The sequence below is a fragment of the Microbacterium sp. genome, assembly GCF_003248605.1.
In the GTDB taxonomy this organism is placed as follows: Bacteria; Actinomycetota; Actinomycetes; order Actinomycetales; family Microbacteriaceae; genus Microbacterium.
In genome coordinates this window covers 1-25,936 of sequence record NZ_QFPF01000004.1, presented here as the reverse complement: position 1 = coordinate 25,936, position 25,936 = coordinate 1, and the positions used below count along the sequence as shown (strand labels likewise).

The following is a 25,936-nucleotide window of genomic DNA, read 5'->3' as shown; positions in this document are numbered from 1 at the left end:
TCAGCTCTCCGCGAGCGCCGGCTGCGGCTCGTCGAGCGGACCCGCCGAATCGTCGCCGCGCAGGCGCTTGACGACGAGCTCGGCCGAGATGAGGCACATCGGCAGTCCGATGCCCGGCAGCACGTCGGCGCCCGCGTAGTACAGGCCGTCCACGCGCCGCGAGGCGTTGCGGGGGCGGAAGACCGCGCTCTGGGTCAGGATGTGCGACAGGCCCAGGCTGTTCCCGCGCCAGGTGCCGAGGTCGGCGGCGAAGTCGCCGGGCGAGATGGTGCGGCGCACGACGATGCGCTCGGCGAGGTCGGGGATGCCGCACCACTGCGCGATCTGCGCGATCACGCGGTCGGCTGCCGTCTCGATCGCGGCGTCGCCGTCGCCGTCCACGCCGCCCCGGCCCGGCGTCGGATCGGCGGGCACGGGGACGAGGACGAAGAGGTTCTCGTGACCGTCGGGGGCGACGTCCGGATCGGTCGCGCTCGGGCGGCAGATGTACAGCGAGGCCGGGTCGGGCGTGCGCGGGTGCTCGCCGAAGATCGCGTCGAAGTTGTCGCGCCAGTCCTGCGTGAACAGCAGCGTGTGATGGGCGAGCTGGGGCAGCTCGCCGCGGACGCCGAGCAGCAGCAGCAGCGCGCCGGGACTGGGGGTGCGCTTGGCCCACCACGCCTCGGGATAGGTCTGCAGGTCGGGGGGCAGCAGCGTCGTCTCCGTGCGGTGCAGATCGCCGGCGGCCACCACCGTGTCGGCGGGCACGTCGCGGATCGTGCCCGCGGCATCGCGCACCCGGACGCCGGTCGCGACCGCATCGGCGGTGGTGATGGCGACGACCTCGACGCCCGTCTCGATCGTCACGCCTCGCTCGCGGGCGAGCCGGGCGATCGCCTCGATGATCGTGGTGAATCCGCCCCGCGGATAGGCGACGGCGTCGCCGAGGTCGAGGTGGCTCATCAGGTGGTACAGGCTCGGCACCGCGAAGGGCGAGCCGCCGAGGAAGACCGCGGGGTAGCCGAGCACCTGGCGCAGCCGCGGGTCGGCGAACCGGCTCTCGATGTGCTTGTGAAGCGGGCGCGTGAGCAGCGGCGCGAGGCGCGGCAGGCGGCGCAGCAGCGCGGGATCGCGCAGGCCCCGCGTGCTCGCGTACCCGTCGTAGAGAAAGCGCGTCACGGCGAGGTCGTACGCGTCACGCGCCGAGTCGAGGTAGTCGCGCAGTCGGTCTCCCGCGCCGAGCTCGACGCGCTCGAACAGGGCCGCGGCCTCCTCGACGCCCGAGCGCACCTCGAGCGCGTCGGCATCCCCCTCGGTGAAGACGCGGTAGGCGGGATCGAGGCGCACGAGATCGAGCTCCTGCGCGGCGCTCGTGCCGAGCAGGCGGAAGAAGTGATCGAACACCTCGGGCATGAGATACCAGCTCGGGCCGGTGTCGAAGCGGAAGCCGTCCTGCTCCCACGACCCGGCACGGCCGCCGAGCTGCTCCCGCGCCTCGAACACGGTCACCTCATCGCCCTCGTCGGCCAGCAGCGCGGCCGTGGCGAGTCCTGCGATGCCGCCGCCGATGACGGCGACGCGGCGGGGGGTGGTGCTCATGCGGGGTCCTCCCGGTCGGGGCCGTGCGGGGGTGTCGGCGGGGCCCCCGGTGCGGGGTGCGGATGCTGTCGCGGAGCGCGCGGCGGCATGCCCGCGGCCGCGCGGGCGAACAGCGCCGCCTTGACGGGGTCGGGCACACGCACGCGGCCCGCCTCCGGGTCGGCGACCCGCAGGCGGGCGCTGAGCTCGGCGAACAGGTCGTGCGCGCAGACGACGGCGCGGCGGCTGTCGCGGGGCAGCATCGGCACGACGGCGGCGGCGGCGGCGAGGTCGGCGTCGATGTCATCGAGCACGGCGATACGCCGCGCGGGGCCCTCGTCCAGGCGCAAATAGTCGCGGCCGAGGTCGTGCGTGTCCTGCCCGTGGTCGCGCAGGAAGTTGACGTTCTGGAAGGCGGCACCGAGCCGGCGCGCGCCGGCGACGAGAGCGGTGGGGGCCGGCCCCGGGGCGGCCGATCCGGCGTTGACGAAGGCCTGCAGGCACATCAGGCCGACGACCTCCGCGGAGCCGTACACGTAGGCGACGTGGGAGCGCTCGTCGTGGGCGCTCACCGTGATGTCTGCGCGCATCGACGCGAAGAAGGGGCGCACGAGGTCGTCCCCGATCGCGCACACGCGCGCCGTCCGCGCGAACGCGTGCACGATGAGGTTGGCGCTGAAGCCAGTGCGCATCGCCTCGAGGGTCTGCTCCTCGAGCGCGTCGAGCTCGCGGGACTCCTCGTCGGCGGTGAGCCCGGCATCCCGTGCCGGTCCGTCGACGATCTCGTCGGCGACGCGGACGAGGGCGTAGACCGAGCGCACGTGGGTGCGCACCCGCGGACCGAGCAGACGCGATGCGAAGCCGAACGACGTCGAGTAGTGCCCGATGACCGTGCGCGCGGCATCCTCCGCGGTGCGGTCGTACAGGGCCAGGCCGGTCCGCTCGGCGGACGCGCGTCGTCGGCCGATCACGGGATGCGGGCTTCGACGGCGCGGACGAGGTCCTCCAGCAGCGCGGCGGTGCGATCGGGCACGGCCGCGGTCGTGGCGATGCTGCGAGCATCGGCGAGGGCGTCGGCGACCAGGCGCTCCAGCTCGCCGCGGGCCCCGCTCTCGTCGAGCACCGTCTGGGCGCGCCGCACCGCGATCGGTCCCGTGCGCGCCTCGGTGAGCGCGCGGTGCACCTCGGGCCAGGCGGCGGTGGCCCGGGCGAGGGCGATGAGAGCGGTCTGCTTGGCCTCGCGCAGGTCTGCGCCCGCGGGCTTTCCGGCCTGCTCGTCGGTGCCGAACGCGCCGATCAGATCGTCGACGAGCTGGAAAGCAAGTCCCAGGCGGCTGCCGAACCGGGCGAGGTCCGCCTCGACCGAGGGCTCCGCGCCCGCGAGCACGGCGCCGGCGCGCAGTGGCGCCGCGAAAGAGTATACGGCGGTCTTGTCGTGCGTGACGGCGAGCACGGCGGCGGCCTCGGGAGCCTCGTCGAGCACGGAGTGCGCGATGTCGGCGAGTTCGCCCGCAGCCGAGACGAGCACCGCCTCGTCCAGCAGATCCAGCAGCCGCTCACGGGCCGGTGCGCTCGTGGGCGCGCGGGCGATGAGCCGCTGCGACTCGTGCAGCAGCAGATCGCCGGCGAGGATGCCGGCGGCATCGCCGAGCAGGGCACAGGCCTCGGCATCCGCCCCCATGCCGGCGGCGTATGTCCGGAACTCGCCCGAGACGTTGGGCACACCGCGGCGGACGGTGTCGTGATCGAGGATGTCGTCGTGCATCAGGAACGCCGCGTGCAGCAGTTCGAACGCCGCGGCGACGGGGTACAGCGCGGGCGTGTCGTCGGGGGAGCCGGCGAGGGATTCGAAGGTGGCGACCACGAGCGCGGGCCGGAACCGCTTGCCGCCCGCGGTCGAGCGGCGCATCGCGGTGCCGAGGTCGGCGAACGCTCCGCCGAAGGGCGCCATGCGGCTCTCGATGCGGGCGATCGCCTGATCGATGGCGTCGTCGACGCGCACCCGGTGCGCACCGAGCAGCGATGTGGTGAGGGGGGTCATGACGCGCGACGCTGCGCGTGGTGGGTGGGAATGGCGATCGACGCGGGCTCGGCGGCGCGGAAGAGATCGAGCTGCTGGGCCTGCAGCACGAGCCAGGGGCTGAACGCCCAGGGCGTGGACCGCAGCGATGCGGCGAGGTCGGCGGGGGCGACCCACTCCCACTCGAGCACCTCGCGGGGGTTCGGCGAGAGGTCGTCGGAGGTGCGCGCGACGTAGACCGGGCAGATCTCGTGCTCGACGATGCCCGAGGCATCCGTGGCGCGATAGCGGAAGAGCGGGAGGGCGAGCTCGATGTCGCTCACCGAGATGCCCAGCTCGAAGTCCGCGCGACGGCGCACGGCCTGGAGCAGCGGTTCGGCGGGGCGGGGGTGCCCGCAGAACGAGTTCGTCCACACGCCCGGCCAGGCCTGCTTGTCGAGCGCCCGGCGCGTCACGAGGATGCGCCCCTCGGCATCGAGGACATGGCACGAGAAGGCCAGGTGCAACGCGGTGTCGGTGCCGTGCACGCTGGACTTGGGTGCGGTGCCGATCTCGTTGCCCTCGTCGTCGAGCAGGACCACGTGGTCGGTATCGTGCATGGGGGCTCCGTCCGTATTTCGCTAGTTTGGCTAGCAATTTGGTGTTCCCGATGTTACACATGGGGGGTGGGGGTGTCCATCGAGTGAGAGACGTCGACGATTCGGTCATCGAGGTGCTGCTCGCCGTGCGCTCGCTCGGAGACGCCCTCGACCGCATGCACGGCGCCATGGGTGATGACATGGAGATGAACCTCACCGACCTGCGCGCGCTGCGCATGATGGTAGAGCGCGAGCGCCGGGGGCAGGCGGTGAGCCCGCACGACCTCGCGAGGCACCTGCGCATCTCGACGGCGTCCACCTCGAAGCTCATCGACCGACTCGAGACGGCGGGGCATGTCGAGCGGCGTCCGCACCCGAGTGACCGCCGGGCGCGGGTGCTCGTGCTGACCGAGCACTCCCGGCGCACGTTCTTCGCGCATTTCGGCGAGCACCTCGCGACGATGCGCGCCGTCACGATGCGATACCCGCCCGATCAGCGAGTGGTCATCGGCGCCTTCCTCGATGAGATGGCGAGGGCGCTCGATCCCGTCTGACCGGGTTCGAACGCGTTCCGCAACACGCCGCGCGCCTGTCGAAACTATGTTCGTCGCGGCGTAGGCTCCTCCACAGGTCGGTTCCGACCGCGTCGTCCCCCGTCACGGGTGGCCCTCCGATGGATGTCGGAGGCCCTCCGTAGCGTGGTTCGCACATCGGATCCACCCCCGCCTTGTCGAAGCACCCGGGCCGCCGGCCCGCACGCGCGACAGCCTGCAGGCGAGCGAACCGCGACACAGAAGGAGCACGGCATGCCATCACCCGCCGACCGCGAGAAGGCCCTCGAATCCGCCCTCGCACAGATCGACCGTCAGTTCGGAAAGGGTTCGGTCATGCGGCTGGGCAGCGACGAGCGCGCACCGGTCGAGGTCATCCAGACCGGCTCGATCGCGCTCGACGTCGCCCTCGGCGTGGGCGGTCTCCCGCGCGGGCGCATCATCGAGATCTACGGCCCCGAGTCCTCGGGAAAGACGACGCTCACCCTGCACGCGATCGCCAACGCGCAGCGCGCGGGCGGCATCGCGGCCTTCATCGACGCCGAGCACGCCCTCGACCCCGAGTATGCGATGAAGCTCGGGGTCGACATCGATCAGCTCCTCGTGTCGCAGCCGGACACGGGTGAGCAGGCGCTCGAGATCGCCGACATGCTGATCCGCTCGGGATCGATCGACCTCATCGTCATCGACTCGGTCGCGGCTCTCGTCCCGCGCGCCGAGATCGAGGGTGAGATGGGTGACTCCCACGTGGGTCTGCAGGCGCGCCTGATGTCTCAGGCGCTGCGCAAGCTCACCGGTGGGCTCAACCAGACCGGCACGACGATGATCTTCATCAACCAGCTGCGCGAGAAGATCGGCGTGTTCTTCGGTTCTCCCGAGACCACCGCGGGTGGCAAGGCGCTGAAGTTCTACGCCTCGGTGCGCCTCGACATCCGCCGTATCGAGACGCTGAAGGACGGCTCGGACGCCGTCGGCAACCGCACCCGGGTCAAGGTCGTCAAGAACAAGATGGCACCGCCGTTCAAGCAGGCCGAGTTCGACATCCTGTACGGCACGGGCATCTCGCGCGAGGGCAGCCTGATCGATTTCGGCGTCGAGCACGCCATCGTGAAGAAGTCGGGCGCCTGGTACACGTACGAGGGCGAGCAGCTGGGTCAGGGCAAGGAGAACGCCCGCAACTTCCTGCTCAAGAACGCCGACATCGCGGCCGACATCGAACAGAAGATCAAGCAGAAGCTCGGCATCGGCGTGCCCAAGGCGCTGCCTCAGGTGCCGGCCGACGCGCCCGCCGCCGAGCAGCTGGCCAAGAAGCGCCCGGCCTGATCGTGGCCGTGCGCTTCGTCGACGGGGGCGAGCCCGAACACCTCGCCCCCGTCGTGCCGCTCTTCCCGGGGGTGGCGGTGCCCGCCGTTCCCGAACAGGCGATGGATGCCGCGGCCGCTGACAGCGCCGACCCGCGCTGTCTTCCCTCGGTCGCGACCGCGTCGGGCGAGTCCGTCGGGCTCACCCGCGACGGCGCCGAGGGTGTGCTGCTGAAGAGACTGCGCACGCGGCAGCTGTCGGTCAGGGAGGCGCGCGACATGTTCGCCGAGCGTGAGGTCGACCCCGAGACGGCCGAGGCGATCCTCACCGACTTCGAGGATCGCGGCTACCTCGACGACGCCCGATTGGCGGAGCAGCTCGTGCACGGCGCCCTCACGCGCAAGGCGCAGGGGCGCCGCGCGATCGCACAGTCGCTGTCCACGCGTGGCATCCCGCGTGAAGTGGTCGACGCCGCCCTCGACGAGCTTCCCGACGATGAGGCTGAGCGGGCCCTCGAGTTCGCCCGACAGAAGGCGCGCTCCATGGGCTCACTCGATCGCGACGCCGCGCTCCGCCGACTGCACGGGCAGCTCGCGCGCCGGGGTTTCGGGGGACCCGTCGCGATGGGGGCGGCGCGGCAGGCGCTGGATGAGGCGAGTGCGGGCACCGCGGGCCCCCGGTTCCGCTGAGACCCGCGGGCGCGGCGGCGCTCGTACAATCGAAGGCATCATGTCCTCTCCCTCTTCCGCTCCCACGCTCATCGCGCCCTCACCCGCCGCGCAGACCGACGATGGGCGTGCCCGCACCTATGAGGTGCGTACCTTCGGGTGCCAGATGAACGTGCACGACTCCGAGCGCCTGTCCGGCTCGCTCGAGAGCGCGGGGTACGTGCCCGTCGAGAGCGGCGCCGATGCCGACGTCGTGATCATCAACACGTGCGCGGTGCGCGACAACGCCGCCGGCAAGCTCTACGGCACGCTCGGTCACCTGAAGTCGCGCAAAGACAAGCACGCGGGCATGCAGATCGCCGTCGGCGGATGCCTCGCGCAGATGGACAAGCAGACGGTGCTCGATAGGGCACCGTGGGTAGATGTGGTCTTCGGCACGCACAACATGGGCTCGCTTCCCGGGCTGCTCGAGCGGGCCCGACACAACGGCGAGGCCGAGCTCGAGATCCTCGAGGCCCTCGAGACGTTCCCCTCCACGCTGCCGACCAAGCGCGACGCCGTGCACAGCGGCTGGGTCTCGATCTCGGTCGGCTGCAACAACACCTGCACCTTCTGCATCGTGCCGAGCCTGCGCGGCAAGGAGAAGGACCGTCGCCCCGGCGACATCCTGAGCGAGATCCGTCTGCTTGTCGACGACGGCGCGATCGAGGTGACACTGCTCGGCCAGAACGTCAACTCCTACGGTGTCGAGTTCGGCGACCGGCAGGCGTTCGGCAAACTGCTGCGGGCCGCGGGAGAGATCCGCGGTCTCGAGCGCATCCGATTCACCTCGCCCCACCCCGCCGCCTTCACCGACGACGTCATCGACGCCATGGCCGAGACGCCGGCCGTCATGCCGCAGCTGCACATGCCGCTGCAATCGGGCTCCGACCGCATCCTCAAGACGATGCGCCGTTCGTACCGCAGCGAGCGGTTCCTCGGCATCCTCGATCGCGTGCGTGCCCGCATCCCGCACGCGGCCATCACCACCGACATCATCGTGGGCTTCCCGGGCGAGACCGAAGAGGACTTCGAAGACACGCTGAGGATCGTGGAGCAGGCACGTTTCGCCAGCGCCTTCACCTTCCAGTACTCGATCCGCGAGGGCACACCCGCCGCCACGATGGCGGACCAGGTGCCCAAGGCGGTCGTGCAGCAGCGATACGAGCGCCTCGTCGCGCTACAGGAGCGCATCAGCCTCGAGGAGAACCAGGCGCAGGTCGGTCGCTCGCTCGAGGTTCTCGTATCCAGCGGCGAGGGCAAGAAGGACGCGGAGACGAGGCGTCTCACCGGACGCGCCGAAGACAACCGTCTCGTCCACTTCGAGCTCCCCGAGGGGTCGGAGACGCCGCGGCCCGGCGACATCGTCACGGTCGACGTCACGCGCGCGGCCCCCTTCTTCCTCGTCGCCGACAGCGGCGACGGCGAGGCACTGCGCATCCGGCGCACCCGCGCGGGCGACGCGTGGGACCGAGCACAGGCGGAGACCTGCGCGGTGCCCGCGGCGCCCTCATCGTCCGGTGCCCCGCGTGCCGTGTCGCTCGGACTGCCGTCGATGCCTCCCCGCGCGTGAGCGCTGCGGCGCCTCGTCTGTTCGCCGTCATCGGCGCCACGGGGACAGGCAAGAGCGACCTCTCGCTCGAGCTCGCCGAAGCTCTCGCCGCCCGAGGTGAGGGCGCCGAAATCGTCAACGCCGACGCCATGCAGCTCTACCGCGGCATGGACATCGGCACGGCGAAGCTTTCGGCGCCCGCGCGGCGCGGCATCGCGCACCATCTGCTGGACGTGTTGGATGTCACCGAGGACGCCGCGGTCGCGCGGTACCAGGCCGACGCGCGTGCCGCGATCGCCGACATCCGCGCTCGGGGGTCTCACGCGATCCTCGTGGGAGGGTCCGGGCTCTACGTCTCGAGCGTGCTGTACGAATTCGCCTTCCCGCCGCGCGACGCCGCCGTGCGCGCGGATCTCGAGGCCGAGCTCGACGCGCACGGACCCGGGCCGCTGTTCGCACGACTGCGCACGCTCGACCCCGAGACCGCGAGGCGGATCGACCCCCGCAACGGACGCCGACTCGTGCGGGCGCTCGAGGTGCTCGCACAGGGCAGCGCGACCCACGGCGCGGCCCTGCCGGATCAGCCGCGCAGATGGATGCCGGCGACCGTCATCGGATTGAGCGACGATCGCGCCGCGCTCGTGGAGCGCCTCGACCGGCGCGTCGAGGCGATGTGGGCCGACGGTCTGCCGGGCGAGGTGGAAGCTCTGCGTGCTCGGGGCCTCGAGCGGGGAACCACGGCACGCCGCGCCATCGGCTACGCCCAGGCGCTCGCGCAGGTGGAGGGCCGGCTGAGCGCGGCCGACGCGATCGCCCAGACGCAGGCACTGACCCGCCGATACGCGCGGCGCCAGGTGTCGTGGTTCCGTCGGTACGCCGACGTGCGCTGGTTCGCCGCGGGCGACGTATCGGGCGCGCAGGTGCTCGCGGAGGACTCGATCCGACGGCAGCATCCCGATCCGGTGGGCCCGTAGACTTCTCGGCATGCCCCAGACCATCGCGTTCACCAAGGGCCAGGGCACCGGCAATGACTTCGTCATCGTGGCCGATCCCGACGGCGAGCTCGAGATCACCGCGGCCCAGGTCGCGGCGCTCTGCGACCGCCGATTCGGCATCGGCGGCGACGGCCTGCTGCGCGTGGTGCGATCCGCAGCACTCGGAGACGGGTCCGGTGCCGCGTCCGAGGGCGCCGAGTGGTTCATGGACTACCGCAACGCCGACGGCTCGATCGCCGAGATGTGCGGCAACGGCATCCGGGTGTTCGCCCGGTACCTCGATCACGCGGATCTCGCGGGCGGCTTCGATGAGGGCGTGCGCATCGGCACTCGGGCCGGCGTCAAGACCGTGCGACGCGACGCGTCCGGCTTCGAGGTGGACCTCGGCGCCTTCGACGCGGACGAGGCCGCACCGCTCGTGCGCGCGAGGGGCCTCAGTGTCGCCCGCCCGGGGCTCGGCATCGACGTCGGCAACCCGCACGTGGTCATCGCGCTCTCGAGCGACGACGAGCTCGATGGACTCGACCTCACCTGGCGCCCTGTGCTCGATCCCGAGCCGGCGGCCGGGGCCAACGTCGAGTTCGTCGTGCCCGCCGAACCGCTCGTGCAGGACGGCGTCGGGATGATCCGCATGCGCGTCTTCGAGCGCGGTGTCGGCGAGACGCTCAGCTGCGGAACGGGCGTCGCCGCCGCCGCTCTGGCTGTCCGCCACTGGGCGGGCGCGGGTGCGCCCGACCGCTGGCGTGTCGAGGTGCCCGGCGGAACGCTCGGTGTGCGGGTCGCGCCCGGTCGCGACGGTGCCCACGTGTTCCTCTCCGGTCCTGCCGCGCTGGTGTTCTCCGGCGAGGTCGCCCTGGCCTGATCCCGCGGCTGGCGCGGAGCGCCGGAATCAGGGGACGACGGTGATGGGGGTGGTGGGAGGAGTGCCGTGCCGGCGCACCTTGATCACGCGATACCCACGCCCCGTGGCGGCACGGTGAACGCTGTAGCCGCGGTCGAAGGTGGCTGCCAACCACCGCTGGAGGGAATCGGACCCGAGATTGCGCTGCACGACGAGCCAGGCGTCGCTGCGCTCGTCCAGCCGGGGGATCCACCGCTCGAGCAGCCCGTGCAGTTCGTTCTTGCCCACGCGGATCGGCGGGTTGGAGCGGATCCCGCGGAAAGACAGGCCATCGGGAACATCGTCGGGCGTCACGGCGTTGACGTTCTCGAGCCCCAGCTGCGCGGCATTTCGGCGCACGAGATCGAGGGCTCGCTCATTGACATCGACCGCCCAGACGGTCGCGTGCGGCGATTGGAGGGCCAGGGTGAGAGCGATCGGTCCCCAGCCGCATCCGAGGTCCAGCAACTGACCGCCCGGAGGTGCGGCCGGAGTATTGGCCAGCAGCACCGCCGTGCCGGCATCGAGCCGGTCGGGGCTGAACACACCGCCAGCCGTCGTCACCTCGAGGTCGCGACCGTCGAGGGTCACGCGCACACGGCGCAGATTCTCGGGGCTGGCGGGACTCGATGAGAAATAGTGGTCGCTCGCCATGGGAGCGAGCGTAGCGGAGGACCCGCGGGCCGCGGGAGGCTAGAGTTCTGGAGCACCGCGGGGAAGCGGGCGACGGATGCCGCCACGTGCGCACGACGCCGGGCCGCAGCATCCTGAAGGGAAGACATGACGGACAAGATCCAACCCGTACACGAAGACGACGCCGTCTCGCCGGAGGGCGCCACGGATGACGCGGTCAGCCGCGTGCTCTCCCGCGCGGACGCCCGCTCCGGGGTGCGTGTCTTCGGCGCGGCGCAGGCGCTGCAGGACACCTCGACCGCTCGCGGCGGCGACACGGACGGCGACCAGTGGGATCTCGAGGACCGCCTCGCGCTGCGCAGGGTACCGGGGCTTTCGACCGAGCTCGAGGACGTCACCGAGGTCGAGTATCGCCAGCTTCGGCTGGAGAACGTCGTGCTCGTGGGGGTCTACCCGCAGGGCGAGCAGGAGGATGCCGAGAACTCGCTCCGCGAACTCGCCGCCCTCGCCGAGACGGCGGGCGCCATCGTGCGCGACGCCGTGCTGCAGAGGCGCCCGCATCCGGACCCCGCGACCTACCTCGGGCGGGGCAAGGCCGTGGAGCTGCGCGACCTGGTCGCGGCGGTCGGTGCCGACACCGTGATCGCCGACACCGAGCTCGCCCCCAGCCAGCGGCGCGCGCTCGAGGATGTCGTGAAGGTCAAGGTCATCGATCGCACGACCGTGATCCTCGACATCTTCAGCCAGCACGCCAAGAGCCGTGAGGGCAAGGCGCAGGTCGAACTCGCCCAGCTCGAGTACCTGCTGCCGCGTCTGCGCGGCTGGGGCGACTCGATGAGCCGTCAGGCCGGTGGTCAGGTCGGTGCGGGCGGGGCGGGCATGGGATCGCGAGGTCCTGGTGAGACGAAGATCGAGCTCGACCGGCGCCGCATCCGCACGCGGATGGCCATCCTGCGGCGCCAGATCCGCGATTTCGGCCCTGCCCGCGAGGCCAAGCGCGCCGAGCGCAAGCGCCACACGATCCCCTCCGTCGCGATCGCCGGATACACCAACGCCGGCAAGTCGAGCCTGCTGAATCGGCTCACCAGCGCGGGCGTGCTCGTCGAGAACGCGCTCTTCGCGACTCTCGACGCGACCGTGCGCCGGTCCGAGACGCCCGATGGCCGGGTGTACACGCTGACCGACACCGTCGGGTTCGTGCGCAACCTGCCGCACCAGCTGGTCGAGGCGTTCCGCTCGACCCTCGAGGAGGTCGCGGGCGCCGATGTCGTCGTGCACGTCGTCGACGGTTCGCACCCGGATCCGGCGGGGCAGCTCGCGACGGTGCGCGATGTGATGGCGGATGTCGGGGCACGGGGTTCGCGCGAGATCGTCGTGTTCAACAAGGCCGATCTGCTCGGTGACGACGACCGGCTCCTGCTGCGTGGCCTCGAGCCCGAAGCGCTGTTCGTGTCGTCTCGCACCGGCGAGGGCGTCGGCGAGCTGAGATCGGTCGTCGAGGCGGCGCTGCCGCTGCCGGCGGTCGAGGTGCGCGCTCTCGTGCCGTACGACCGCGGAGACCTCGTCTCGGCGGCGCACGACTCCGGCCTGATCCTGTCGGAGGCGCACGAAGAGGGCGGCACGGCGCTGCACGCGCACGTCTCGGAGCGTCTGGCGGCCGATCTCGCTCCGTTCCTGCGCTGAGCGCGGTCGTCGAGCCCGTCGAAGCGCCGGGTCAGCGCTCGAGCGGAAGCGTCGGAACGCCGGGCGTTTCGAAGTCGAAGACCTGTCCGAGGAAGCTGAGCTCGCTCTCGAGCGCGTGCACGATCGTCGCCGCCTGGCGGAAGCCGTGAGCCTCGTCCGGATATATCACAAGGGCGTGCGGGATGCCGCCGGCGGCCAGCGCATCGCGGAGCGCTTCGGCCTGCGCCGGTGGCACGACGCGGTCTTCCGCGCCCTGTAGCAGGAGGACCGGCGCGCTCAGGCCGTCCATGTGCGACAGCGGCGAGCGCTCGATGTAGATCTGCTCGGCCTCCGGCAGCGGCCCGACGAGGCCGTCCAGGTACCGCGCCTCGAAGTCGTGCGTGTCCGCGGCGAGGGCGCGGAGATCGCCCACGCCGTATCGGCTGATCCCGGCCGCGAACGCGTCGGAACCGGTGAGTGCGGCCAGCACCGTCCACCCGCCTGCCGACCCGCCCTTGATGGCCGTCCGCGCCCGATCGGCGAGGCCGGCGTCGGCCAGTCCCGAGGCCGCGGCCACGACATCCTGCACGTCGACGATGCCCCACTGCCCCTTCAGACGCTCCCGGTAGGCGCGGCCGTACCCGGTGGATCCGCCGTAGTTCACGTCGAGAACGCCGATGCCGCGACTGGTGAGATAGGCGACCGCGGGGCTCACTTCGCCCGCCACATGCGCAGTCGGGCCGCCGTGCACGGTGACGACGTACGGAGCCCGCTCGCCCTCGGGCGCGTGCGTCCCCGGGTTGGTGGGCGGGTAGTCGAACGCATGCACAGGACCGGACGGACCCGTGAAGGTCATCGCGCGGGCCCGCGGGTACCACGCTTCGTCACGCGGGAGTGCGCCCCCGCGGACAGCGCGGGTTGCGCCCGGGTCGTCGACATCCACGAGCCAGAGCCCCATCGGGGCGGTCGCACCCGCGCCCGTCACGAGCGCGCGGGCACCCCGCACGTCGCGTACGAGGATCTGCGCCGAGATCGGCACGTCCAGCACGCGCTCGCCCGTGCCGTCGGCCGCACGGATCGTGAGGGTGTCGCGTCCGTGGGTGCGCACCGCCAGGATGCGCCCGTCCGCGAGGGGGGCGTACCAGCGGGCGCCGAGGTTCCAGAGCGGCCCGCCGGTGTCGGCGTCACCCGAGGTGAGCTGCTGCTCGTCGCCCGGCTCGTCGCCGTCGGCGCGCCGCCGCTCGAGCTGCCAGCGCCCGCTCGCGTCGGAGGCGTAGAGCAGCGCGCCGCCGGACCACTCGGGCTGAAGCGCCGACACGCCGGGCCCACCGGCGATCGTCCTCGGTGCGTGCGTCGTCGTGGCGCCGAGGGGGACGATCTGCAGATCCGTGCGGTCCCACGGCATGTCGGGATGATCCCAGGCGACGTACGCGAGCAGCCGGCCATCCGGGCTCGGCGCGGGCGCCGCGTAGAAGCCGCGTCCGGCGGCGAGCACGTGGATGCCGGAGCCGTCGAGGGCGATGGAGACGATGTCGCGCAGCGGGGCGGCCGCGCCGTCGTCGTGGGTCTCACGCACGGCGAGCAGGCGATCTCCGCTGCAGACGAGATCGCCGAAGCGCGCTCCCGTGTCGGCGGGGGTGAGCGGCTCGGGCTCGGTGCCCGGCGCCATGCGCCAGACGCGCTGGTCGGAATGCTCCACGAACACGAGCGATCCCTCGTCGGTCACCGCCCAGGCGCCGCCCCCGTATTCGTGCACCCGGGAACGCACGCTCCAGGGCGCCGGAAGCAGGACCTCGGGCGCTGTGTCGCCGCCGCCGATGCCCACGCTGAGGATCGCGGTGCGGCCGCGTTCACCGGGCAGCGACTCGCTCCACCAGATGTCCTCGCCCACGAAGCGGGCACCGTCGATGCGCGGTGACGAGGCCGCCACCTCCGCAGCCTCGATCGGCGACGGCCAGGATCCGTAGGGCAGGGTCGGCATGGTCTCAGGCTACGCGGGGAGTGTTCGGCACAGTCGCCGTCGACCGGGACTCAGACAGCTCGAAGGACCGCCACGACTTTGCCGAGCACGGTGGCATGGTCGCCGAGGATCGGCTCGAAGGCGGAGTTGCGCGGCAGGAGCCAGGTGTGGCCGTCGCGGCGGCGGAAGGTCTTGACCGTCGCCTCGCTGTCGAGCATGGCGGCGACGATGTCGCCGTTCTCGGCGGTGCTCTGCGAGCGGATGACGACCCAGTCGCCGTCGCAGATGGCGGCGTCGAGCATGGAGTCACCCGACACCCGCAGCATGAACAGTTCGCCCTTGCCGACAAGCTGCCGAGGGAGCGGGAAGATCTCCTCGACCTGCTGATCGGCCGTGATCGGCACGCCGGCGGCGATCCGCCCCACGAGCGGCACGAGGGCGGCATCGCCCATCGGCGGAGCCGCGTCGGCGGGATTCTCGGCGGCGACGCCGGGCAGGTCGATCAGGACCTCGATGGCACGGGTCTTGCCGGAATCGCGCCGCAGATAGCCGGAGAGTTCGAGCTGGTTGAGCTGGTGGGTGACGCTGGAGAGCGAGCGCAGCCCGACGGCATCGACGATCTCCCGCATGCTGGGCGGGTATCCGTGCGCCTGGACGGCGCGCTGGATGACCTCGAGGATCGCCATCTGCTTGTCGCTGAGGCTCTTGCGCCGGCGTGTGCGCGGCTTCGCCTCGGGGGCCGGCGCGGCTTCCGCTCCGCCGTCGGTGACCTCGTTCTCGAGTGCCATCGGACTCTCCTCCCGCCGTTGTCGGCTTCGAATGTCGGTGGCCCCTACTGGACTGTGTCCGCGCTCGTCGGAGCCGTTTGCAGGCTATCCGATCCGCGGGAGTCTTCGGCACATTCTTTCGAGCGTGTCGGGTGCATCGCGGTGACGAAGTTCGAAGAACAGCTTGACCTGAGGCGATATCGAAGATAACTTCGGAACGCACGTACGCATCCGGACCTCCCGGCCGAGGTCCGGATGCGGACGTCGGGACGGAGTCTTCGAATCCTCGTCCCCGCGCTCCCGGCACCACACACGGCACACGCCCCAGGAGGACACCATGACCGCCGCAACGATCACGACACCGAACACGCGCCTTCGTCTGACGACACGGGGCCGGCGCGTCCTCGCCGCCGTCGTCGCGATTCCGCTCGCGGCCGTGCTCTCGTTCGGTGTCATCAGCGGCGGCTCCGCTCTCGCCTCACGCGACGCGGGCGCCGAGGAGACGGCCTTCACCGCCGTCACCGTCCTGCCCGGCGATTCTCTCTGGTCGCTCGCTCAGCGCGTGGCACCCGGCGCCGACCCGCGCGACGTCGTCGACGCGATCTCGCGGCTCAACGCGCTCGACACCTCGACCCTGCGCGCTGGCCAGGTGCTCTCCCTCCCCGCGGAGTACGCATCCTGACCCGTCACGTACGCCTCCTGACTCGTCGGGGCGCGGCGGGTGCGCTCTACGATTGATCGGGTGACTGCATCCCTCGATGACCTTCCGCTCCGCGACGACCTGCGCGGGCAGCGGCCCTACGGAGCTCCTCAGGCTGCCGTTCCCATCGCGTTGAACGTCAACGAGAACACGCATCCGGTTCCGCAGGAGGTCGCCGACGACATCCTCGACGGCATCGCTGTCGCCCTGCGCGAGGTGAACCGGTACCCCGACCGCGAGTTCGTGACACTGCGCGAGGCTTTCGCGGACTACCTGGGTCACGGCCTCACCCGTGACCAGATGTGGGCTGCGAACGGCTCGAACGAGGTGCTGCAGCACATCCTGCAGGCTTTCGGAGGTCCGGGCCGCCGCGTGTTCGGCTTCGGCCCGACCTACTCGATGTACCCCTTGCTCACGGCGGGCACGGGCGCCCAGTGGGTCGCCGGGGAGCGCGCGCACGACTTCACGCTCGATCCGCAGGCCGCCGCCGAGCAGGTGGCCGATGCCGATCCCGACGTGGTGCTGCTGTGCTCGCCCAACAATCCGACGGGCACCCCCCTGCCGCTGCCCGTGATCGAGGCCGTCTACGAGGCGGCTCGCGGCGTGGTGGTCGTCGATGAGGCCTACTGGGAGTTCGCCCCGCACGACCAGCGTTCCGCACTGACGCTGCTGCACGACCGGCCGCGGCTCGCCGTGTCGCGCACGATGAGCAAGGCCTTCGCCTTCGCGGGTGCGCGCGTCGGCTATCTCGCCGCGGATCCCGCGTTCGTCGACGCCCTGCGACTCGTGCGTCTGCCCTACCACCTGAGCGCCCTCACGCAGGCGGCGGCGCTCGGTGCGCTGAGACACGCCGACACGATGCTCGGCATGGTCGATGACATCGTCGCGCAGCGCGACCGGATGGGGGCGACCCTCTCGGCGCTGGGCTTCGAGCCCTACGAGTCCTGGACCAACTTCATCCTCTTCGGCGCTGTCGCCGACCCGCACGCCACGTGGCAGGCTCTGTTCGAGCGGGGGGTGCTCATCCGCGACGTCGGCCTGCCCGGCACGCTCCGCGTGACGGCCGGTACCGAGGACGAGACGACCGAGTTCCTCGATCAGCTCGCGTCGCTAGGATCGCAGTCATGAGCGCCCGCACGGCCAGCCGCACCCGTCGCACGAGCGAGTCGACGGTGGAACTCGACCTCGACCTCGACGGCACCGGCGTCAGCCGCATCGACACGACGGTTCCCTTCTTCGACCACCTGCTCACGGCGTTCGCCAAGCATTCGCTGACGGACCTGACGATCCGGGCGTCCGGTGACACCGAGATCGATGTGCACCACACGGTGGAGGACACCGCGATCGTGCTCGGACAGGCGATCCGCGAGGCTCTCGGCGACAAGGCGGGCATCTCCCGATACGGTGACGCCCTGGTCCCGCTCGACGAGGCCCTCGCGCAGGCGGTCGTTGACATCTCGGGCCGTCCGTACCTCGTGCACGCAGGTGAGCCCGCGGGGTACGAGTTCCACCTCATCGGCGGTCACTTCACCGGCTCGCTCGTGCGCCACGTCTTCGAGGCGATCTCCTTCCACGCCGGTCTGACGGTCCACGTCAACCTCCTCGCCGGCCGCGATCCGCACCACATCGCGGAGGCCGAGTTCAAGGCCTTCGCGCGCGCGTTCCGCCAGGCCAAGGCGATCGATCCGCTGGTGCACGGCATCCCGAGCACGAAGGGTGCGCTGTGACGTCCCCCGACATGCCGGGAGACATCGTGCCCGACGGGCCGCGCCCGCTCGTGGCGGTGCTCGACTACGGATCCGGCAACGTGCACTCCGCGGTCAAGGCGCTGCAGTCCGCGGGGGCCGACGCCCGGCTCACCGACGATCGCGCGCTCGTGCTCGAGGCCGATGGGCTCGTCGTGCCGGGTGTGGGCGCGTTCGCGGCCGTCATGGGCGCACTGCGGGCCTCCGGTGGCGACCGGCTGATCGAACGTCGCCTCGCCGGCGGCCGGCCGGTGCTGGGCATCTGCGTGGGCATGCAGGTGCTCTTCGAACACGGCGTCGAGCGCGGCGTCGACACGGAGGGCATGGGGGAGTGGCCCGGCGCCGTGACCGAACTCGACGCACCCGTGCTGCCGCACATGGGGTGGAACACGGTCCGCCCCGACCCCGGTTCGCGCCTGTTCGCCGGCCTCGAAGCGGAGCGGTTCTACTTCGTGCACTCCTACGGCGTGCAGCAGTGGCTCCTCGACGTGCAGCCGCCCTTCCCGAAGCCGCACCTGACATGGACCGACTACGGCGGGCGGTTCCTCGCCGCCGTCGAGAACGGCCCGCTGTCGGCGACCCAGTTCCATCCCGAGAAGTCCGGCGCGGCGGGCATCCGTCTGCTCGCGAATTGGATCGACGGCCTGAGCCTGGCTAGGATCTAGGCTTCGTGCCCACTCGCCCGCAGGGCGGGGTCGGCCCGGCACCCGCCCCGTGCCCATCCGGGGTCATCCGCCACTCGCACGAGGATCCATGAACGATTTCGCCGCAACGCCCCAGCTCGTCCTGCTCCCCGCCGTCGACGTCTCCGCAGGCAAGGCGGTGCGACTGACGCAGGGTGCGGCCGGCACCGAGACCTTCCACGGCGATCCCGTCGATGCGGCGGTCGACTTCGCCCGCCAGGGTGCTCAGTGGATCCATCTCGTCGATCTCGATGCGGCCTTCGGGCGCGGCAACAACGCCGCGGTCCTGCGCAAGGCGATCAAGCAGGTCAAGGGTGTCCAGGTCGAGCTCTCCGGCGGCATCCGTGACGACGCCTCGCTCGAAGCGGCACTCGAGAGCGGCGCCGCGCGCATCAACCTGGGCACGGCGGCGCTCGAGAATCCCGAGTGGGCAGCCGACGTCATCGCCCGCTACGGCGAGGCGATCGCGGTGGGGCTCGACGTGCGCGGCACGACCCTCGCCGCCCGCGGCTGGACCGAGGAGGGCGGCGACCTGTGGACGGTGCTCGAGCGTCTCGAGGCCGCCGGATGCAGCCGCTACGTCGTCACCGACGTGACGAAGGACGGCACCCTGCGCGGACCGAACCTCGATCTCCTGCGCCAGGTCACCTCGCGCACACCCAAGCCCGTCGTGGCCTCCGGCGGTGTGTCGAACCTCGACGACATCGCGGCCCTGCGCGAACTCGTCCCGCTCGGCGTCGAGGGCGCGATCGTCGGCCGCGCGCTCTACGCCGGTGCGTTCACGCTGGCCGAGGCGCTGGATGTCGCGGCCGGCTGACCGCGACGACTGCACGCCCGCCGGCGACTCGGCGGGTGTGCCCTGGCAGGGGCGCGCGTTCCAGCCCAACACCCACGCGGGCGACGACGGAACAGCCCCGTCGGCGTTCCTCGGAGCGATCGCCGCGTTCCGCGCCGGTGAGACCGGGCCCGAGGGCGTCATCGAGGCGCTGCGCGACGAACGACTGCTGATCCCCCTCGTCGCTGAGCGCGGCGACGAGGGCCTCTCGCCCCACGGTCACGTCGTCGACAAGACGCAGGAGCTCTCCATCGTCACGGTGGCAGCCCCCGACGGCCGCACCGTGCTCCCGGCGTTCAGCAGCGTCACGGCGATGACGGCGTGGGACGCCACCGCCCGCCCCATCCCCACACCGGTCCTGCGCGTGGCTCAGGCAGCGGTGAGCGAGGGCACCGACCTGATCGTGGTCGACCCCGGCTCCGAGACCGAGTTCGTCATCCGCCGCCCCGCCGTGTGGGCGCTCGCCCAGGGCGAGGCGTGGATGCCGCCGCACACCTCCGTGCCGGTGCGCACCGCGTTCCTGGAGTCGATCGCCTCCGAGCTGGCCGCCCTCGACGTCGAATTGGCCGCCGGCGATCCCGACGCGCGCATGCGCGGCCCCGAGACGGTCGTGCGGCTGCGGCTCCTGCAGGGCCTCGAGCGCCACGAGCTGGATGCGGTGCTGGGCCGACTCGCCCAGCGCTGGGCGGCGGATGACCGCATCGCCACGCTCGTGGACTCCCTGAGCGTCGTGCTCGTATCAGGATCCGCCCCGCCCGCCTCCTGATCCACGGCGCGCGCGCCTGCCCAGACGCGGCCGCCCCGGAGGGGATCATGACGCACACATTCGATCCTTCGATCGATGCCGACTACGCCGCCGCGCTCGCGACGGCCTCCGATCGTGCCCTCGCCTGGCTGCATGGCCGTGCCGATCACGCGATTCCGGCCCGAGCGACCGTCGCAGAGGTGGCCGCCGCGCTGGGGGGCGATCTGCCGTCGCGGGGTGCCGGTCCGGATGAGGTGGTCCAGATGCTCGCCGACGCGGTGGAGCCGGGGCTCATGGCCTCGCAGTCGCCGCGCTTCTTCGGCTGGGTGATGGGCGGCACGCTGCCGGCGGCCCTCGGGGCCGACTGGCTCGTCTCCGCGTGGGACCAGAACGCCGGGATGCGCGATGTCACGACGGGTGTCGTCGCCGCCGAGGAAGCCGCGGGCCGGTGGATCCTCGATCTGCTCGACCTGCCGTGCGGCAGCGACGTGGGATTCACGACGGGGGCGACCACGGCGAACCTCACGGGTCTGGCCGCAGCGCGGCACCGGGTGCTCGCGGATGCGGGGTGGGATGTCGGAGTCCACGGTCTCACGGGCGCCCCGGTGATCCGCGTCTTCGCCGGGGCGGAGCGGCACGGATCGGTAGATCTGGCGCTGCGCATGCTCGGTCTCGGGCTCCCGATGCCGATCGCCGTCGATGACCAGGGCCGGCTCGAGGCACGTGCCCTCGAGCGGGCGCTGGGGGAGGATGCGGGACCGGCGATCGTCGTGCTGCAGGCGGGGAACATCCACTCGGGCGCCTTCGACCCCTTCGACACCGCCGTCCCGATCGCGCGGCGCGCGGGGGCATGGGTGCACGTGGACGGTGCCTTCGGTCTGTGGGCCGCCGCCGGCAGCAGCGTGCGCGCGCTCATGCGCGGCGTGAGGGGTGCGCAGTCCTGGGCCACCGACGCGCACAAGACCCTGAACGTGCCCTACGACTGCGGCATCTCGATCGTCTCCGACACCGTGGCCGTTCGCGCCGCGATGGGCACGCACGCGAGCTATCTGGTGGAGACGGCGTCCGACACCGCCACGGACCCGCACCAGGTGGTGCCGGAGCTCTCCCGGCGCGCGCGTGGCGTTCCCGTGTGGGCGGCGCTGCGCGCGCTCGGTTCGGAGGGAGTGGCAGACCTCGTGGACGGACTCGTCGCCCAAGCGCGCGGCCTCGCCGGGCGTTTGGGCGCTATGCCGGGCGTGCACGTGGTCAACGACGTCGTCTTCACGCAGGTCTGCATCGCCCTCGATGACGACGCGGGCACGCGGGCGCTCGGGGAGCGACTGCGGTCGGAGGGAGTCGCCTTCGCCTCCTCCTCGGTGTGGCGGGGGCGTGACGTCCTGCGGTTCTCGGTCAGCAACTGGGCTACGGATCGAACGGCCGTGACCGAGACCGTCTCGGCGGTCGCGCGCGCGCTGCCGCCGACGTGACAGTGCGAAGGAGCCGCGATCGGGCGGCCGGTGATTCACCGCACGATCAGGTGACCGGTCCGGTCCACTTCTCGCCCGGGCCCTTGCCGATCGGGTCGGGGATCGTCGACGCTTCGCGGAAGGCCAGCTGCACCGAGCGCAGGCCGTCGCGCAGGGAGCGAGCGTGCATGTCGCTCACTTCGGGAGCCGCCGCGGTGATCAGGCCCGCGAGGGCGTTGATCAGCTTGCGCGCCTCGTCGAGGTCACGCTGGCTCTCGGGGTCATCGGCCAATCCGACCTTGACGGCCGCGGCGCTGAGCAGGTGGACCGCCGTCGTGGTGATGACCTCGACCGCCGCGACATCGGCGATGTCGCGCGTGGCCGACGAGGCGGCGCGCTCCTGCTCCTCCCACCGGGCCTGACGTGCGGCGTCGGGGCCTGTCGGGGCCCCGGTCGCGGGGGTGCTGCGGTCATGGTCGCCGGGAATCGTGGTCACGCGTCACTCTCTGCTAAGCTATGGCGGGCTCCGGGGCATTCTGTCCCGGTTCGAAAGAGGATTCGCATCCCACCCGCGTCGGCCGCTCACCAGGCTACCGGGTCCAGGTGCTCCGCCGGACCGTCTCGCAAGAGAGGCCCGGTTGCCAGGGCACGAAGCCGGCGGGCTCTGTGATGTACCGCGCGCCGGGTGGAATGCGGCGTCCCCTTTCACCCGGATCCGACCCTCGTATCCGGGTGGCCTCGCCGCTCGGCTCCGCCCTGCGGCTCCCACAGATCACAAGGAGCTCCGCATCAGCGATCCCCGCACCAATGACCGCATCCGCGTCCCCGAGGTCCGACTCGTCGGCCCCGCAGGAGAGCAGATCGGTGTCGTCCGCATCGAGGTTGCGATGCGCCTGGCGCAAGAAGCCGACCTCGACCTGGTCGAGGTGGCTCCGAACTCGAAGCCGCCCGTGGTCAAGATCATGGACTACGGCAAGTTCAAGTACGAAGCAGCGCAGAAGGCCAAGGAAGCACGCCGCAACCAGGCCAACACCATTCTCAAAGAGGTCCGGTTCCGTCTGAAGATCGACGACCACGACTACGAGACCAAGCGCAAGCGCGCCGAGGGCTTCCTCAAGACCGGCGACAAGGTCAAGGCGATGATCCTCTTCCGCGGTCGCGAGCAGTCGCGTCCCGACCAGGGCGTGCGCCTGCTGCGCAAGTTCGCCGAGGACGTCGCCGAGTTCGGCACGGTCGAGTCGAGCCCCACGATCGATGGACGCAACATGGTCATGGTCATCGCCCCGCACAAGAACAAGTCCGAGGTGAAGACCGAGCAGAACGCCAAGCGCGACGCGAGCAAGCAGGCCGCGCGCGAGGCTCGCGGTCCCAAGCCCGAGTCCGAGACGGCCGAATCGGTCGTCGAGTAGGACTCCATACGACTCCCGCCTCAGCGGGTGCACACCCACGACGCCCTTCGGGGCCTCAGCAAAGGAAAACGAGATGCCGAAGCAGAAGACCCACTCGGGTGCCAAGAAGCGCTTCAAGATCACCGGCAGCGGAAAGCTCAAGAAGCAGCAGGCCGGTATGCGCCACAACCTCGAGGGCAAGGCGAGTCGTCGCACGCGTCGCCTGAACCAGGACCAGGTCCTGTCGAAGGCCGACACCAAGGTCGCCAAGAAGCTTCTCGGTCGCTGAGCGCGCCGAATCAGGATAGGAAACAAGACACATGGCTAGAGTCAAGCGGGCAGTAAACGCCCACAAGAAGCGTCGCGTCATCCTCGAGCGCGCCTCCGGTTACCGCGGACAGCGTTCGCGCCTGTACCGCAAGGCCAAGGAGCAGGTCACCCACTCCCTGGTCTACGCGTACCGTGACCGTCGCAAGCGCAAGGGCGACTTCCGTCGTCTCTGGATTCAGCGCATCAACGCCGCGTCCCGCCAGAACGGCCTCACGTACAACCGCTTCATCCAGGGCCTCGGCCTTGCCGGTGTGCAGGTCGACCGTCGTATGCTCGCCGAGCTCGCGGTGAACGAGCCCGCCGTCTTCGCGTCGCTCGTGGCGACGGCCAAGGCCGCGCTGCCCGCCGACACCTCGGCTCCGAAGGCTTCGGCGTAAGCACACGAGCAACATCGTGCAGAAAGACCCCCGTTCTCCGTCCGGAGAACGGGGGTCTTTTCTGCCCCGTGGCCGCCTCGCGGGCCTACCCTTGACGCATGGGATCACTGATCGTGCTGGCCGTGGTGGCGGCCGCGGGCTGGGCCGCGGCCTTCGTCGGTCGTGCGGTGCTTCGCCGCCGTCCGCGCCAGCGCGACGACATGAAGCGCGTCGGTGACGACGCGGCCCTCGACCCGCGGGCGGCCGCGCTTCGCGCACAGGGCAAGGCCGCCTGGATGAGGATGTCGGGATTCTGACCCGGCGGGCTCCCGATCAGGCGAGCAGCCGGGCCTTCGCCGCGCTGAACTCGTCGTCGGTGAGCACCCCGGCCTCTCTCAGCGCGGCGAGCTTCTGCAGTTCCGCCACGATGTCGACACCGGCGGTGGCGGGGCCTGCGGCGGCGGGTGCGGTGGGAGCCGCAGGGGCGGCCGGGGCGGGCTGCGCCTGAGCGACTGCGCGAGCGGCGGCAGCATCCATCGCCGCCTGCTGCTGGGCGGCCTGGTACTGCTGCTGTTCGTACTGTGCCTGCGCCTTGCGGTCGCGGTTGCCGGCCATCGCGCCGCCGACGGCGTTCGCCGTGCCGGCGACGACCGCGGTTCGTGCGGCCAGTCCGATGAGTCCGGGTCGTCCGGATCGTCGCATGGTGTTCTCCTTCGCTCAGTCGGCGTCGACGTCGTCGTCGGCATCCATGATGGCGTTCACGACGGGCGCGGGTATGCGCTCGGCGCTCAGGACGACGGCTCCCGAGTCGGCGAGCGCGCCCGCGAGCTGCCGGGCGTAGACGAGCTCGAACGCGACGAGCGCGGCCGACGTTCCGGGCTCGAGCAACTCGGCGAGCTCCTCGATGTCCTCGTCGCCGGCGATCCCCGTCTCGGCGAGCTCGATGTCCCCGAACCCGAAGCCGTCATCGTCGTCCTCGATCTCGATGACCTCGACCGAGCCGTCCTCCTCCCGCGAGAGGATGACGAGGTCGAGCAGCCGGATCAGTCCCGACCCGACAAGGCTCTGCAGCGCGTCGACGACGCCCGGCTCGGGACGGTCGCCGTCGAAGCCCACCAGGTACAGCTCCACCGGTCCATAACGAAACGACATGACGTGCCTCTCGATCAAGGTTCGGCGGGATCCGCCGAGCGAAGCATAGCGAGCCGCGATGGCCGTGTGGGGTGCGCCGGTCGCACGAGCCCGGTTGCCTAGACTGGGCGTGTGCTGGAGAATCCGCGCTCGCCGCGCGTGCGCGCCGTCGCCAAACTGAGCAAGCGCAGTGCCCGCGACGAGACGGGGCTGTTCCTGCTCGAGGGGCCGCAGGCGGTGCGCGAGGCGCTGACCTGGCGCCCCGAGGCGATCGTCGATCTGTACGCGACGCCGACGGCTCTCGAGAAGCACGGCGACGTGCGCGATCTCGCCGCCGACGCCTCGTGCGCCATCGAGTTCACGACGGAGCCGGTGATCGAGGCCATGGCCGACACCGTGACGCCGCAGGGTGTCGTCGCCGTCGCGCGGCAGTTCCCCGTCTCGGTGCGCGATGTGTTCGCCGCGGGGCCGCGGCTGGTCGCGATCTGCGAGGAGGTGCGTGATCCCGGAAACCTCGGCACGATCATCCGCGCCGCCGACGCGGCGGGCGCCGACGCCGTGGTGCTCACCGGGCGCACGGTCGATCCCTACAACCCCAAGGTCGTGCGGGCCACCACCGGGTCGCTCTTCCATCTGCCGATCGCGCTCGGGGGCGACCTCGACCTGGTGATCTCCCGGGCGCGAGAGAGCGGCCTCCGTGTCGTGGCCGCCGATGTCAAGGGCGCCGATCTGCTCGAGGCGAGAGCGGACGGGATGCTGTCGTCGCCGACCGCGTGGCTGTTCGGCAACGAGGCCCGCGGCCTCACCGACGAGTCCCTCGCCCTCGTGGACGCCTCGCTGCGCCTGCCCATCTACGGGCGCGCGGAGTCGCTGAACCTCGCGACTGCGGCGAGTGTCTGCCTGTACGAGAGCGCATTCGCCCAGCGGTCCGCGGCGAGCTGAGGCAGCATCCGCGCTCCTGTTACGGTCCGGTAAAGGTCGTGTCAACCTACTGACCCTGGACGTGGGCTGTGCATAGTCTGAACGTCATGGTCAGCCAGAGCGATGTGCAGCCGAAGACATCGAACATCTCCGCACGTCGAGGCGAGCCCCTGGTCGTGATTGAGCACGTTGACAAGCACTTCGGTGATCTGCACGTCCTCCGCGACATCAACACGGTCGTCGACCGCGGCGAGGTCGTCGTCGTCATCGGGCCCTCCGGCAGCGGCAAATCGACGCTGTGCCGGGCGATCAACCGGCTCGAGACGATCGACTCCGGCATCATCACGATCGACGGGGCGAAGCTGCCCGAAGAGGGATCGGGCTTGGCCAAGCTGCGCGCGGACGTGGGGATGGTCTTCCAGTCGTTCAACCTCTTCGCGCACAAGACCGTGCTGGAGAACGTCACGCTCGGACCGATCAAGGTGCGCGG

The 25,936-nt window shown here is 71.2% G+C and carries 30 protein-coding genes; 20 read left to right on the top strand and 10 right to left on the bottom strand.

What is annotated here, in order from left to right; translation table 11 throughout:
• From crtI to idi, 4 genes are read right to left on the bottom strand one after another with little or no spacing between them, the layout of a single operon-like run.
• Complete coding sequence (gene crtI, locus DI573_RS01355; protein WP_292809838.1) at positions 1 to 1,578, bottom strand: phytoene desaturase family protein; 1,578 nt, start codon at positions 1,576 to 1,578, stop codon at positions 1 to 3.
• Positions 1,575 to 2,528: a squalene/phytoene synthase family protein gene (locus DI573_RS01350; protein ID WP_292809836.1), complete on the bottom strand. Its 954-nt coding sequence runs from the start codon at positions 2,526 to 2,528 to the stop codon at positions 1,575 to 1,577. The genes crtI and DI573_RS01350 overlap by 4 nt, the downstream gene beginning before the upstream one ends.
• A complete protein-coding gene (locus tag DI573_RS01345; RefSeq protein ID WP_292809834.1) occupies positions 2,525 to 3,598 on the bottom strand; it encodes a polyprenyl synthetase family protein in 1,074 nt (357 codons plus the stop codon). Before DI573_RS01345 ends, DI573_RS01350 begins: the two co-directional genes overlap by 4 nt.
• Positions 3,595 to 4,176, bottom strand: a complete 582-nt coding sequence (gene idi, locus DI573_RS01340) for an isopentenyl-diphosphate Delta-isomerase (protein ID WP_292809832.1) — start codon at positions 4,174 to 4,176, stop codon at positions 3,595 to 3,597. Before idi ends, DI573_RS01345 begins: the two co-directional genes overlap by 4 nt.
• Positions 4,177 to 4,259: 83 nt before the next feature.
• Here idi and DI573_RS01335 point away from each other — a divergent pair, with 83 nt between their 5' ends.
• From DI573_RS01335 to dapF, 6 genes are all read left to right on the top strand, one after another.
• Positions 4,260 to 4,709 carry a MarR family transcriptional regulator gene (locus tag DI573_RS01335; protein ID WP_292809830.1) on the top strand — a complete coding sequence of 150 codons (450 nt, stop codon included), beginning with the start codon at positions 4,260 to 4,262 and terminating at the stop codon, positions 4,707 to 4,709.
• A gap of 252 nt (positions 4,710 to 4,961) precedes the next feature.
• Entirely contained in the window at positions 4,962 to 6,029 is a 1,068-nt protein-coding gene (gene recA, locus DI573_RS01330; RefSeq protein ID WP_292809828.1) for a recombinase RecA, read from the top strand.
• A 2-nt stretch (positions 6,030 to 6,031) separates the two neighbouring features.
• Positions 6,032 to 6,697, top strand: a complete 666-nt coding sequence (locus DI573_RS01325) for a regulatory protein RecX (protein WP_292809826.1) — start codon at positions 6,032 to 6,034, stop codon at positions 6,695 to 6,697.
• Positions 6,698 to 6,737: 40 nt separating this feature from the next.
• Positions 6,738 to 8,288: a tRNA (N6-isopentenyl adenosine(37)-C2)-methylthiotransferase MiaB gene (gene miaB, locus DI573_RS01320; protein WP_292809824.1), complete on the top strand. Its 1,551-nt coding sequence runs from the start codon at positions 6,738 to 6,740 to the stop codon at positions 8,286 to 8,288.
• A complete protein-coding gene (gene miaA / locus DI573_RS01315) occupies positions 8,285 to 9,241 on the top strand; it encodes a tRNA (adenosine(37)-N6)-dimethylallyltransferase MiaA (protein ID WP_292809822.1) in 957 nt (318 codons plus the stop codon). Before miaB ends, miaA begins: the two co-directional genes overlap by 4 nt.
• Positions 9,242 to 9,251: 10 nt before the next feature.
• Positions 9,252 to 10,124, top strand: a complete 873-nt coding sequence (gene dapF / locus DI573_RS01310) for a diaminopimelate epimerase (protein WP_292809820.1) — start codon at positions 9,252 to 9,254, stop codon at positions 10,122 to 10,124.
• Between the two features lie 27 nt (positions 10,125 to 10,151).
• On the opposite strand, the gene DI573_RS01305 is transcribed toward dapF, so the two are convergent.
• The gene (locus DI573_RS01305; RefSeq protein WP_292809818.1) at positions 10,152 to 10,796 is read right to left on the bottom strand and encodes a methyltransferase; all 645 of its coding nucleotides are present in this window, start codon (positions 10,794 to 10,796) and stop codon (positions 10,152 to 10,154) included.
• 126 nt (positions 10,797 to 10,922) lie between these two features.
• On the opposite strand from DI573_RS01305, the gene hflX reads away from it, so the two are divergent.
• A complete protein-coding gene (gene hflX / locus DI573_RS01300) occupies positions 10,923 to 12,458 on the top strand; it encodes a GTPase HflX (RefSeq protein WP_292809816.1) in 1,536 nt (511 codons plus the stop codon).
• A gap of 31 nt (positions 12,459 to 12,489) precedes the next feature.
• On the opposite strand, the gene DI573_RS01295 is transcribed toward hflX, so the two are convergent.
• Complete coding sequence (locus tag DI573_RS01295) at positions 12,490 to 14,418, bottom strand: prolyl oligopeptidase family serine peptidase (RefSeq protein WP_292809814.1); 1,929 nt, start codon at positions 14,416 to 14,418, stop codon at positions 12,490 to 12,492.
• A 50-nt stretch (positions 14,419 to 14,468) separates the two neighbouring features.
• Positions 14,469 to 15,185: a transcriptional repressor LexA gene (gene lexA / locus DI573_RS01290; RefSeq protein ID WP_292809812.1), complete on the bottom strand. Its 717-nt coding sequence runs from the start codon at positions 15,183 to 15,185 to the stop codon at positions 14,469 to 14,471.
• 316 nt (positions 15,186 to 15,501) lie between these two features.
• On the opposite strand from lexA, the gene DI573_RS01285 reads away from it, so the two are divergent.
• From DI573_RS01285 to DI573_RS01255, 7 genes are all read left to right on the top strand, one after another.
• On the top strand, positions 15,502 to 15,846 hold the full coding sequence (locus DI573_RS01285; protein WP_292809810.1) for a LysM peptidoglycan-binding domain-containing protein: 345 nt from the start codon (positions 15,502 to 15,504) through the stop codon (positions 15,844 to 15,846).
• Positions 15,847 to 15,906: 60 nt separating this feature from the next.
• Positions 15,907 to 16,992: a histidinol-phosphate transaminase gene (locus tag DI573_RS01280; RefSeq protein WP_292809808.1), complete on the top strand. Its 1,086-nt coding sequence runs from the start codon at positions 15,907 to 15,909 to the stop codon at positions 16,990 to 16,992.
• Positions 16,989 to 17,591 carry an imidazoleglycerol-phosphate dehydratase HisB gene (hisB, locus tag DI573_RS01275; RefSeq protein ID WP_292809806.1) on the top strand — a complete coding sequence of 201 codons (603 nt, stop codon included), beginning with the start codon at positions 16,989 to 16,991 and terminating at the stop codon, positions 17,589 to 17,591. The genes DI573_RS01280 and hisB overlap by 4 nt, the downstream gene beginning before the upstream one ends.
• A gap of 11 nt (positions 17,592 to 17,602) precedes the next feature.
• The gene (gene hisH, locus DI573_RS01270; RefSeq protein ID WP_292809873.1) at positions 17,603 to 18,274 is read left to right on the top strand and encodes an imidazole glycerol phosphate synthase subunit HisH; all 672 of its coding nucleotides are present in this window, start codon (positions 17,603 to 17,605) and stop codon (positions 18,272 to 18,274) included.
• A gap of 88 nt (positions 18,275 to 18,362) precedes the next feature.
• Positions 18,363 to 19,109 (top strand): bifunctional 1-(5-phosphoribosyl)-5-((5-phosphoribosylamino)methylideneamino)imidazole-4-carboxamide isomerase/phosphoribosylanthranilate isomerase PriA, encoded by a 747-nt coding sequence (gene priA / locus DI573_RS01265; RefSeq protein ID WP_292809804.1) that lies wholly within the window; start codon positions 18,363 to 18,365, stop codon positions 19,107 to 19,109.
• A complete protein-coding gene (locus DI573_RS01260; protein WP_292809802.1) occupies positions 19,093 to 19,893 on the top strand; it encodes an SseB family protein in 801 nt (266 codons plus the stop codon). The genes priA and DI573_RS01260 overlap by 17 nt, the downstream gene beginning before the upstream one ends.
• Before the next feature lie 47 nt (positions 19,894 to 19,940).
• A complete protein-coding gene (locus DI573_RS01255) occupies positions 19,941 to 21,341 on the top strand; it encodes a pyridoxal-dependent decarboxylase (protein ID WP_292809800.1) in 1,401 nt (466 codons plus the stop codon).
• Positions 21,342 to 21,387: 46 nt separating this feature from the next.
• On the opposite strand, the gene DI573_RS01250 is transcribed toward DI573_RS01255, so the two are convergent.
• Positions 21,388 to 21,807 carry a DUF1844 domain-containing protein gene (locus tag DI573_RS01250; RefSeq protein ID WP_292809871.1) on the bottom strand — a complete coding sequence of 140 codons (420 nt, stop codon included), beginning with the start codon at positions 21,805 to 21,807 and terminating at the stop codon, positions 21,388 to 21,390.
• Positions 21,808 to 22,108: 301 nt separating this feature from the next.
• On the opposite strand from DI573_RS01250, the gene infC reads away from it, so the two are divergent.
• From infC to DI573_RS01230, 4 genes are all read left to right on the top strand, one after another.
• Complete coding sequence (gene infC / locus DI573_RS01245) at positions 22,109 to 22,729, top strand: translation initiation factor IF-3 (RefSeq protein ID WP_292809869.1); 621 nt, start codon at positions 22,109 to 22,111, stop codon at positions 22,727 to 22,729.
• Between the two features lie 73 nt (positions 22,730 to 22,802).
• Complete coding sequence (gene rpmI, locus DI573_RS01240) at positions 22,803 to 22,997, top strand: 50S ribosomal protein L35 (RefSeq protein WP_292809798.1); 195 nt, start codon at positions 22,803 to 22,805, stop codon at positions 22,995 to 22,997.
• Between the two features lie 31 nt (positions 22,998 to 23,028).
• Complete coding sequence (gene rplT, locus DI573_RS01235; RefSeq protein ID WP_292809796.1) at positions 23,029 to 23,415, top strand: 50S ribosomal protein L20; 387 nt, start codon at positions 23,029 to 23,031, stop codon at positions 23,413 to 23,415.
• 98 nt (positions 23,416 to 23,513) lie between these two features.
• Positions 23,514 to 23,711 (top strand): hypothetical protein, encoded by a 198-nt coding sequence (locus DI573_RS01230; RefSeq protein WP_292809794.1) that lies wholly within the window; start codon positions 23,514 to 23,516, stop codon positions 23,709 to 23,711.
• Between the two features lie 16 nt (positions 23,712 to 23,727).
• Here the strand turns inward: DI573_RS01230 and DI573_RS01225 are convergent, their stop codons facing one another.
• Together DI573_RS01225 and DI573_RS01220 are read right to left on the bottom strand one after the other, a co-directional pair.
• The gene (locus DI573_RS01225) at positions 23,728 to 24,096 is read right to left on the bottom strand and encodes an SHOCT domain-containing protein (RefSeq protein ID WP_292809792.1); all 369 of its coding nucleotides are present in this window, start codon (positions 24,094 to 24,096) and stop codon (positions 23,728 to 23,730) included.
• 15 nt (positions 24,097 to 24,111) lie between these two features.
• Positions 24,112 to 24,546, bottom strand: a complete 435-nt coding sequence (locus DI573_RS01220) for a DUF6325 family protein (protein WP_292809790.1) — start codon at positions 24,544 to 24,546, stop codon at positions 24,112 to 24,114.
• A 111-nt stretch (positions 24,547 to 24,657) separates the two neighbouring features.
• Between DI573_RS01220 and DI573_RS01215 the strand changes: the two genes are divergently transcribed.
• Positions 24,658 to 25,467 (top strand): RNA methyltransferase, encoded by an 810-nt coding sequence (locus DI573_RS01215; RefSeq protein WP_292809788.1) that lies wholly within the window; start codon positions 24,658 to 24,660, stop codon positions 25,465 to 25,467.
• Between the two features lie 86 nt (positions 25,468 to 25,553).
• Positions 25,554 to 25,936, top strand: a 383-nt coding sequence (locus DI573_RS01210) for an ATP-binding cassette domain-containing protein (RefSeq protein WP_292809786.1), incomplete at its 3' end; no start/stop codon positions are given.

Coding starts and splice junctions, on each gene's coding strand:
- crtI (WP_292809838.1), bottom strand. CDS start 1,578: ATGAGCACCACCCCCCGCCGCGTCGCCGTCATCGGCGGCGGCATCGCA.
- DI573_RS01345 (WP_292809834.1), bottom strand. CDS start 3,598: ATGACCCCCCTCACCACATCGCTGCTCGGTGCGCACCGGGTGCGCGTC.
- idi (WP_292809832.1), bottom strand. CDS start 4,176: ATGCACGATACCGACCACGTGGTCCTGCTCGACGACGAGGGCAACGAG.
- recA (WP_292809828.1), top strand. CDS start 4,962: ATGCCATCACCCGCCGACCGCGAGAAGGCCCTCGAATCCGCCCTCGCA.
- miaB (WP_292809824.1), top strand. CDS start 6,738: ATGTCCTCTCCCTCTTCCGCTCCCACGCTCATCGCGCCCTCACCCGCC.
- dapF (WP_292809820.1), top strand. CDS start 9,252: ATGCCCCAGACCATCGCGTTCACCAAGGGCCAGGGCACCGGCAATGAC.
- DI573_RS01305 (WP_292809818.1), bottom strand. CDS start 10,796: ATGGCGAGCGACCACTATTTCTCATCGAGTCCCGCCAGCCCCGAGAAT.
- hflX (WP_292809816.1), top strand. CDS start 10,923: ATGACGGACAAGATCCAACCCGTACACGAAGACGACGCCGTCTCGCCG.
- DI573_RS01295 (WP_292809814.1), bottom strand. CDS start 14,418: ATGCCGACCCTGCCCTACGGATCCTGGCCGTCGCCGATCGAGGCTGCG.
- lexA (WP_292809812.1), bottom strand. CDS start 15,185: ATGGCACTCGAGAACGAGGTCACCGACGGCGGAGCGGAAGCCGCGCCG.
- DI573_RS01285 (WP_292809810.1), top strand. CDS start 15,502: ATGACCGCCGCAACGATCACGACACCGAACACGCGCCTTCGTCTGACG.
- hisB (WP_292809806.1), top strand. CDS start 16,989: ATGAGCGCCCGCACGGCCAGCCGCACCCGTCGCACGAGCGAGTCGACG.
- hisH (WP_292809873.1), top strand. CDS start 17,603: ATGCCGGGAGACATCGTGCCCGACGGGCCGCGCCCGCTCGTGGCGGTG.
- priA (WP_292809804.1), top strand. CDS start 18,363: ATGAACGATTTCGCCGCAACGCCCCAGCTCGTCCTGCTCCCCGCCGTC.
- DI573_RS01260 (WP_292809802.1), top strand. CDS start 19,093: ATGTCGCGGCCGGCTGACCGCGACGACTGCACGCCCGCCGGCGACTCG.
- DI573_RS01255 (WP_292809800.1), top strand. CDS start 19,941: ATGACGCACACATTCGATCCTTCGATCGATGCCGACTACGCCGCCGCG.
- rpmI (WP_292809798.1), top strand. CDS start 22,803: ATGCCGAAGCAGAAGACCCACTCGGGTGCCAAGAAGCGCTTCAAGATC.
- rplT (WP_292809796.1), top strand. CDS start 23,029: ATGGCTAGAGTCAAGCGGGCAGTAAACGCCCACAAGAAGCGTCGCGTC.
- DI573_RS01230 (WP_292809794.1), top strand. CDS start 23,514: ATGGGATCACTGATCGTGCTGGCCGTGGTGGCGGCCGCGGGCTGGGCC.
- DI573_RS01225 (WP_292809792.1), bottom strand. CDS start 24,096: ATGCGACGATCCGGACGACCCGGACTCATCGGACTGGCCGCACGAACC.
- DI573_RS01220 (WP_292809790.1), bottom strand. CDS start 24,546: ATGTCGTTTCGTTATGGACCGGTGGAGCTGTACCTGGTGGGCTTCGAC.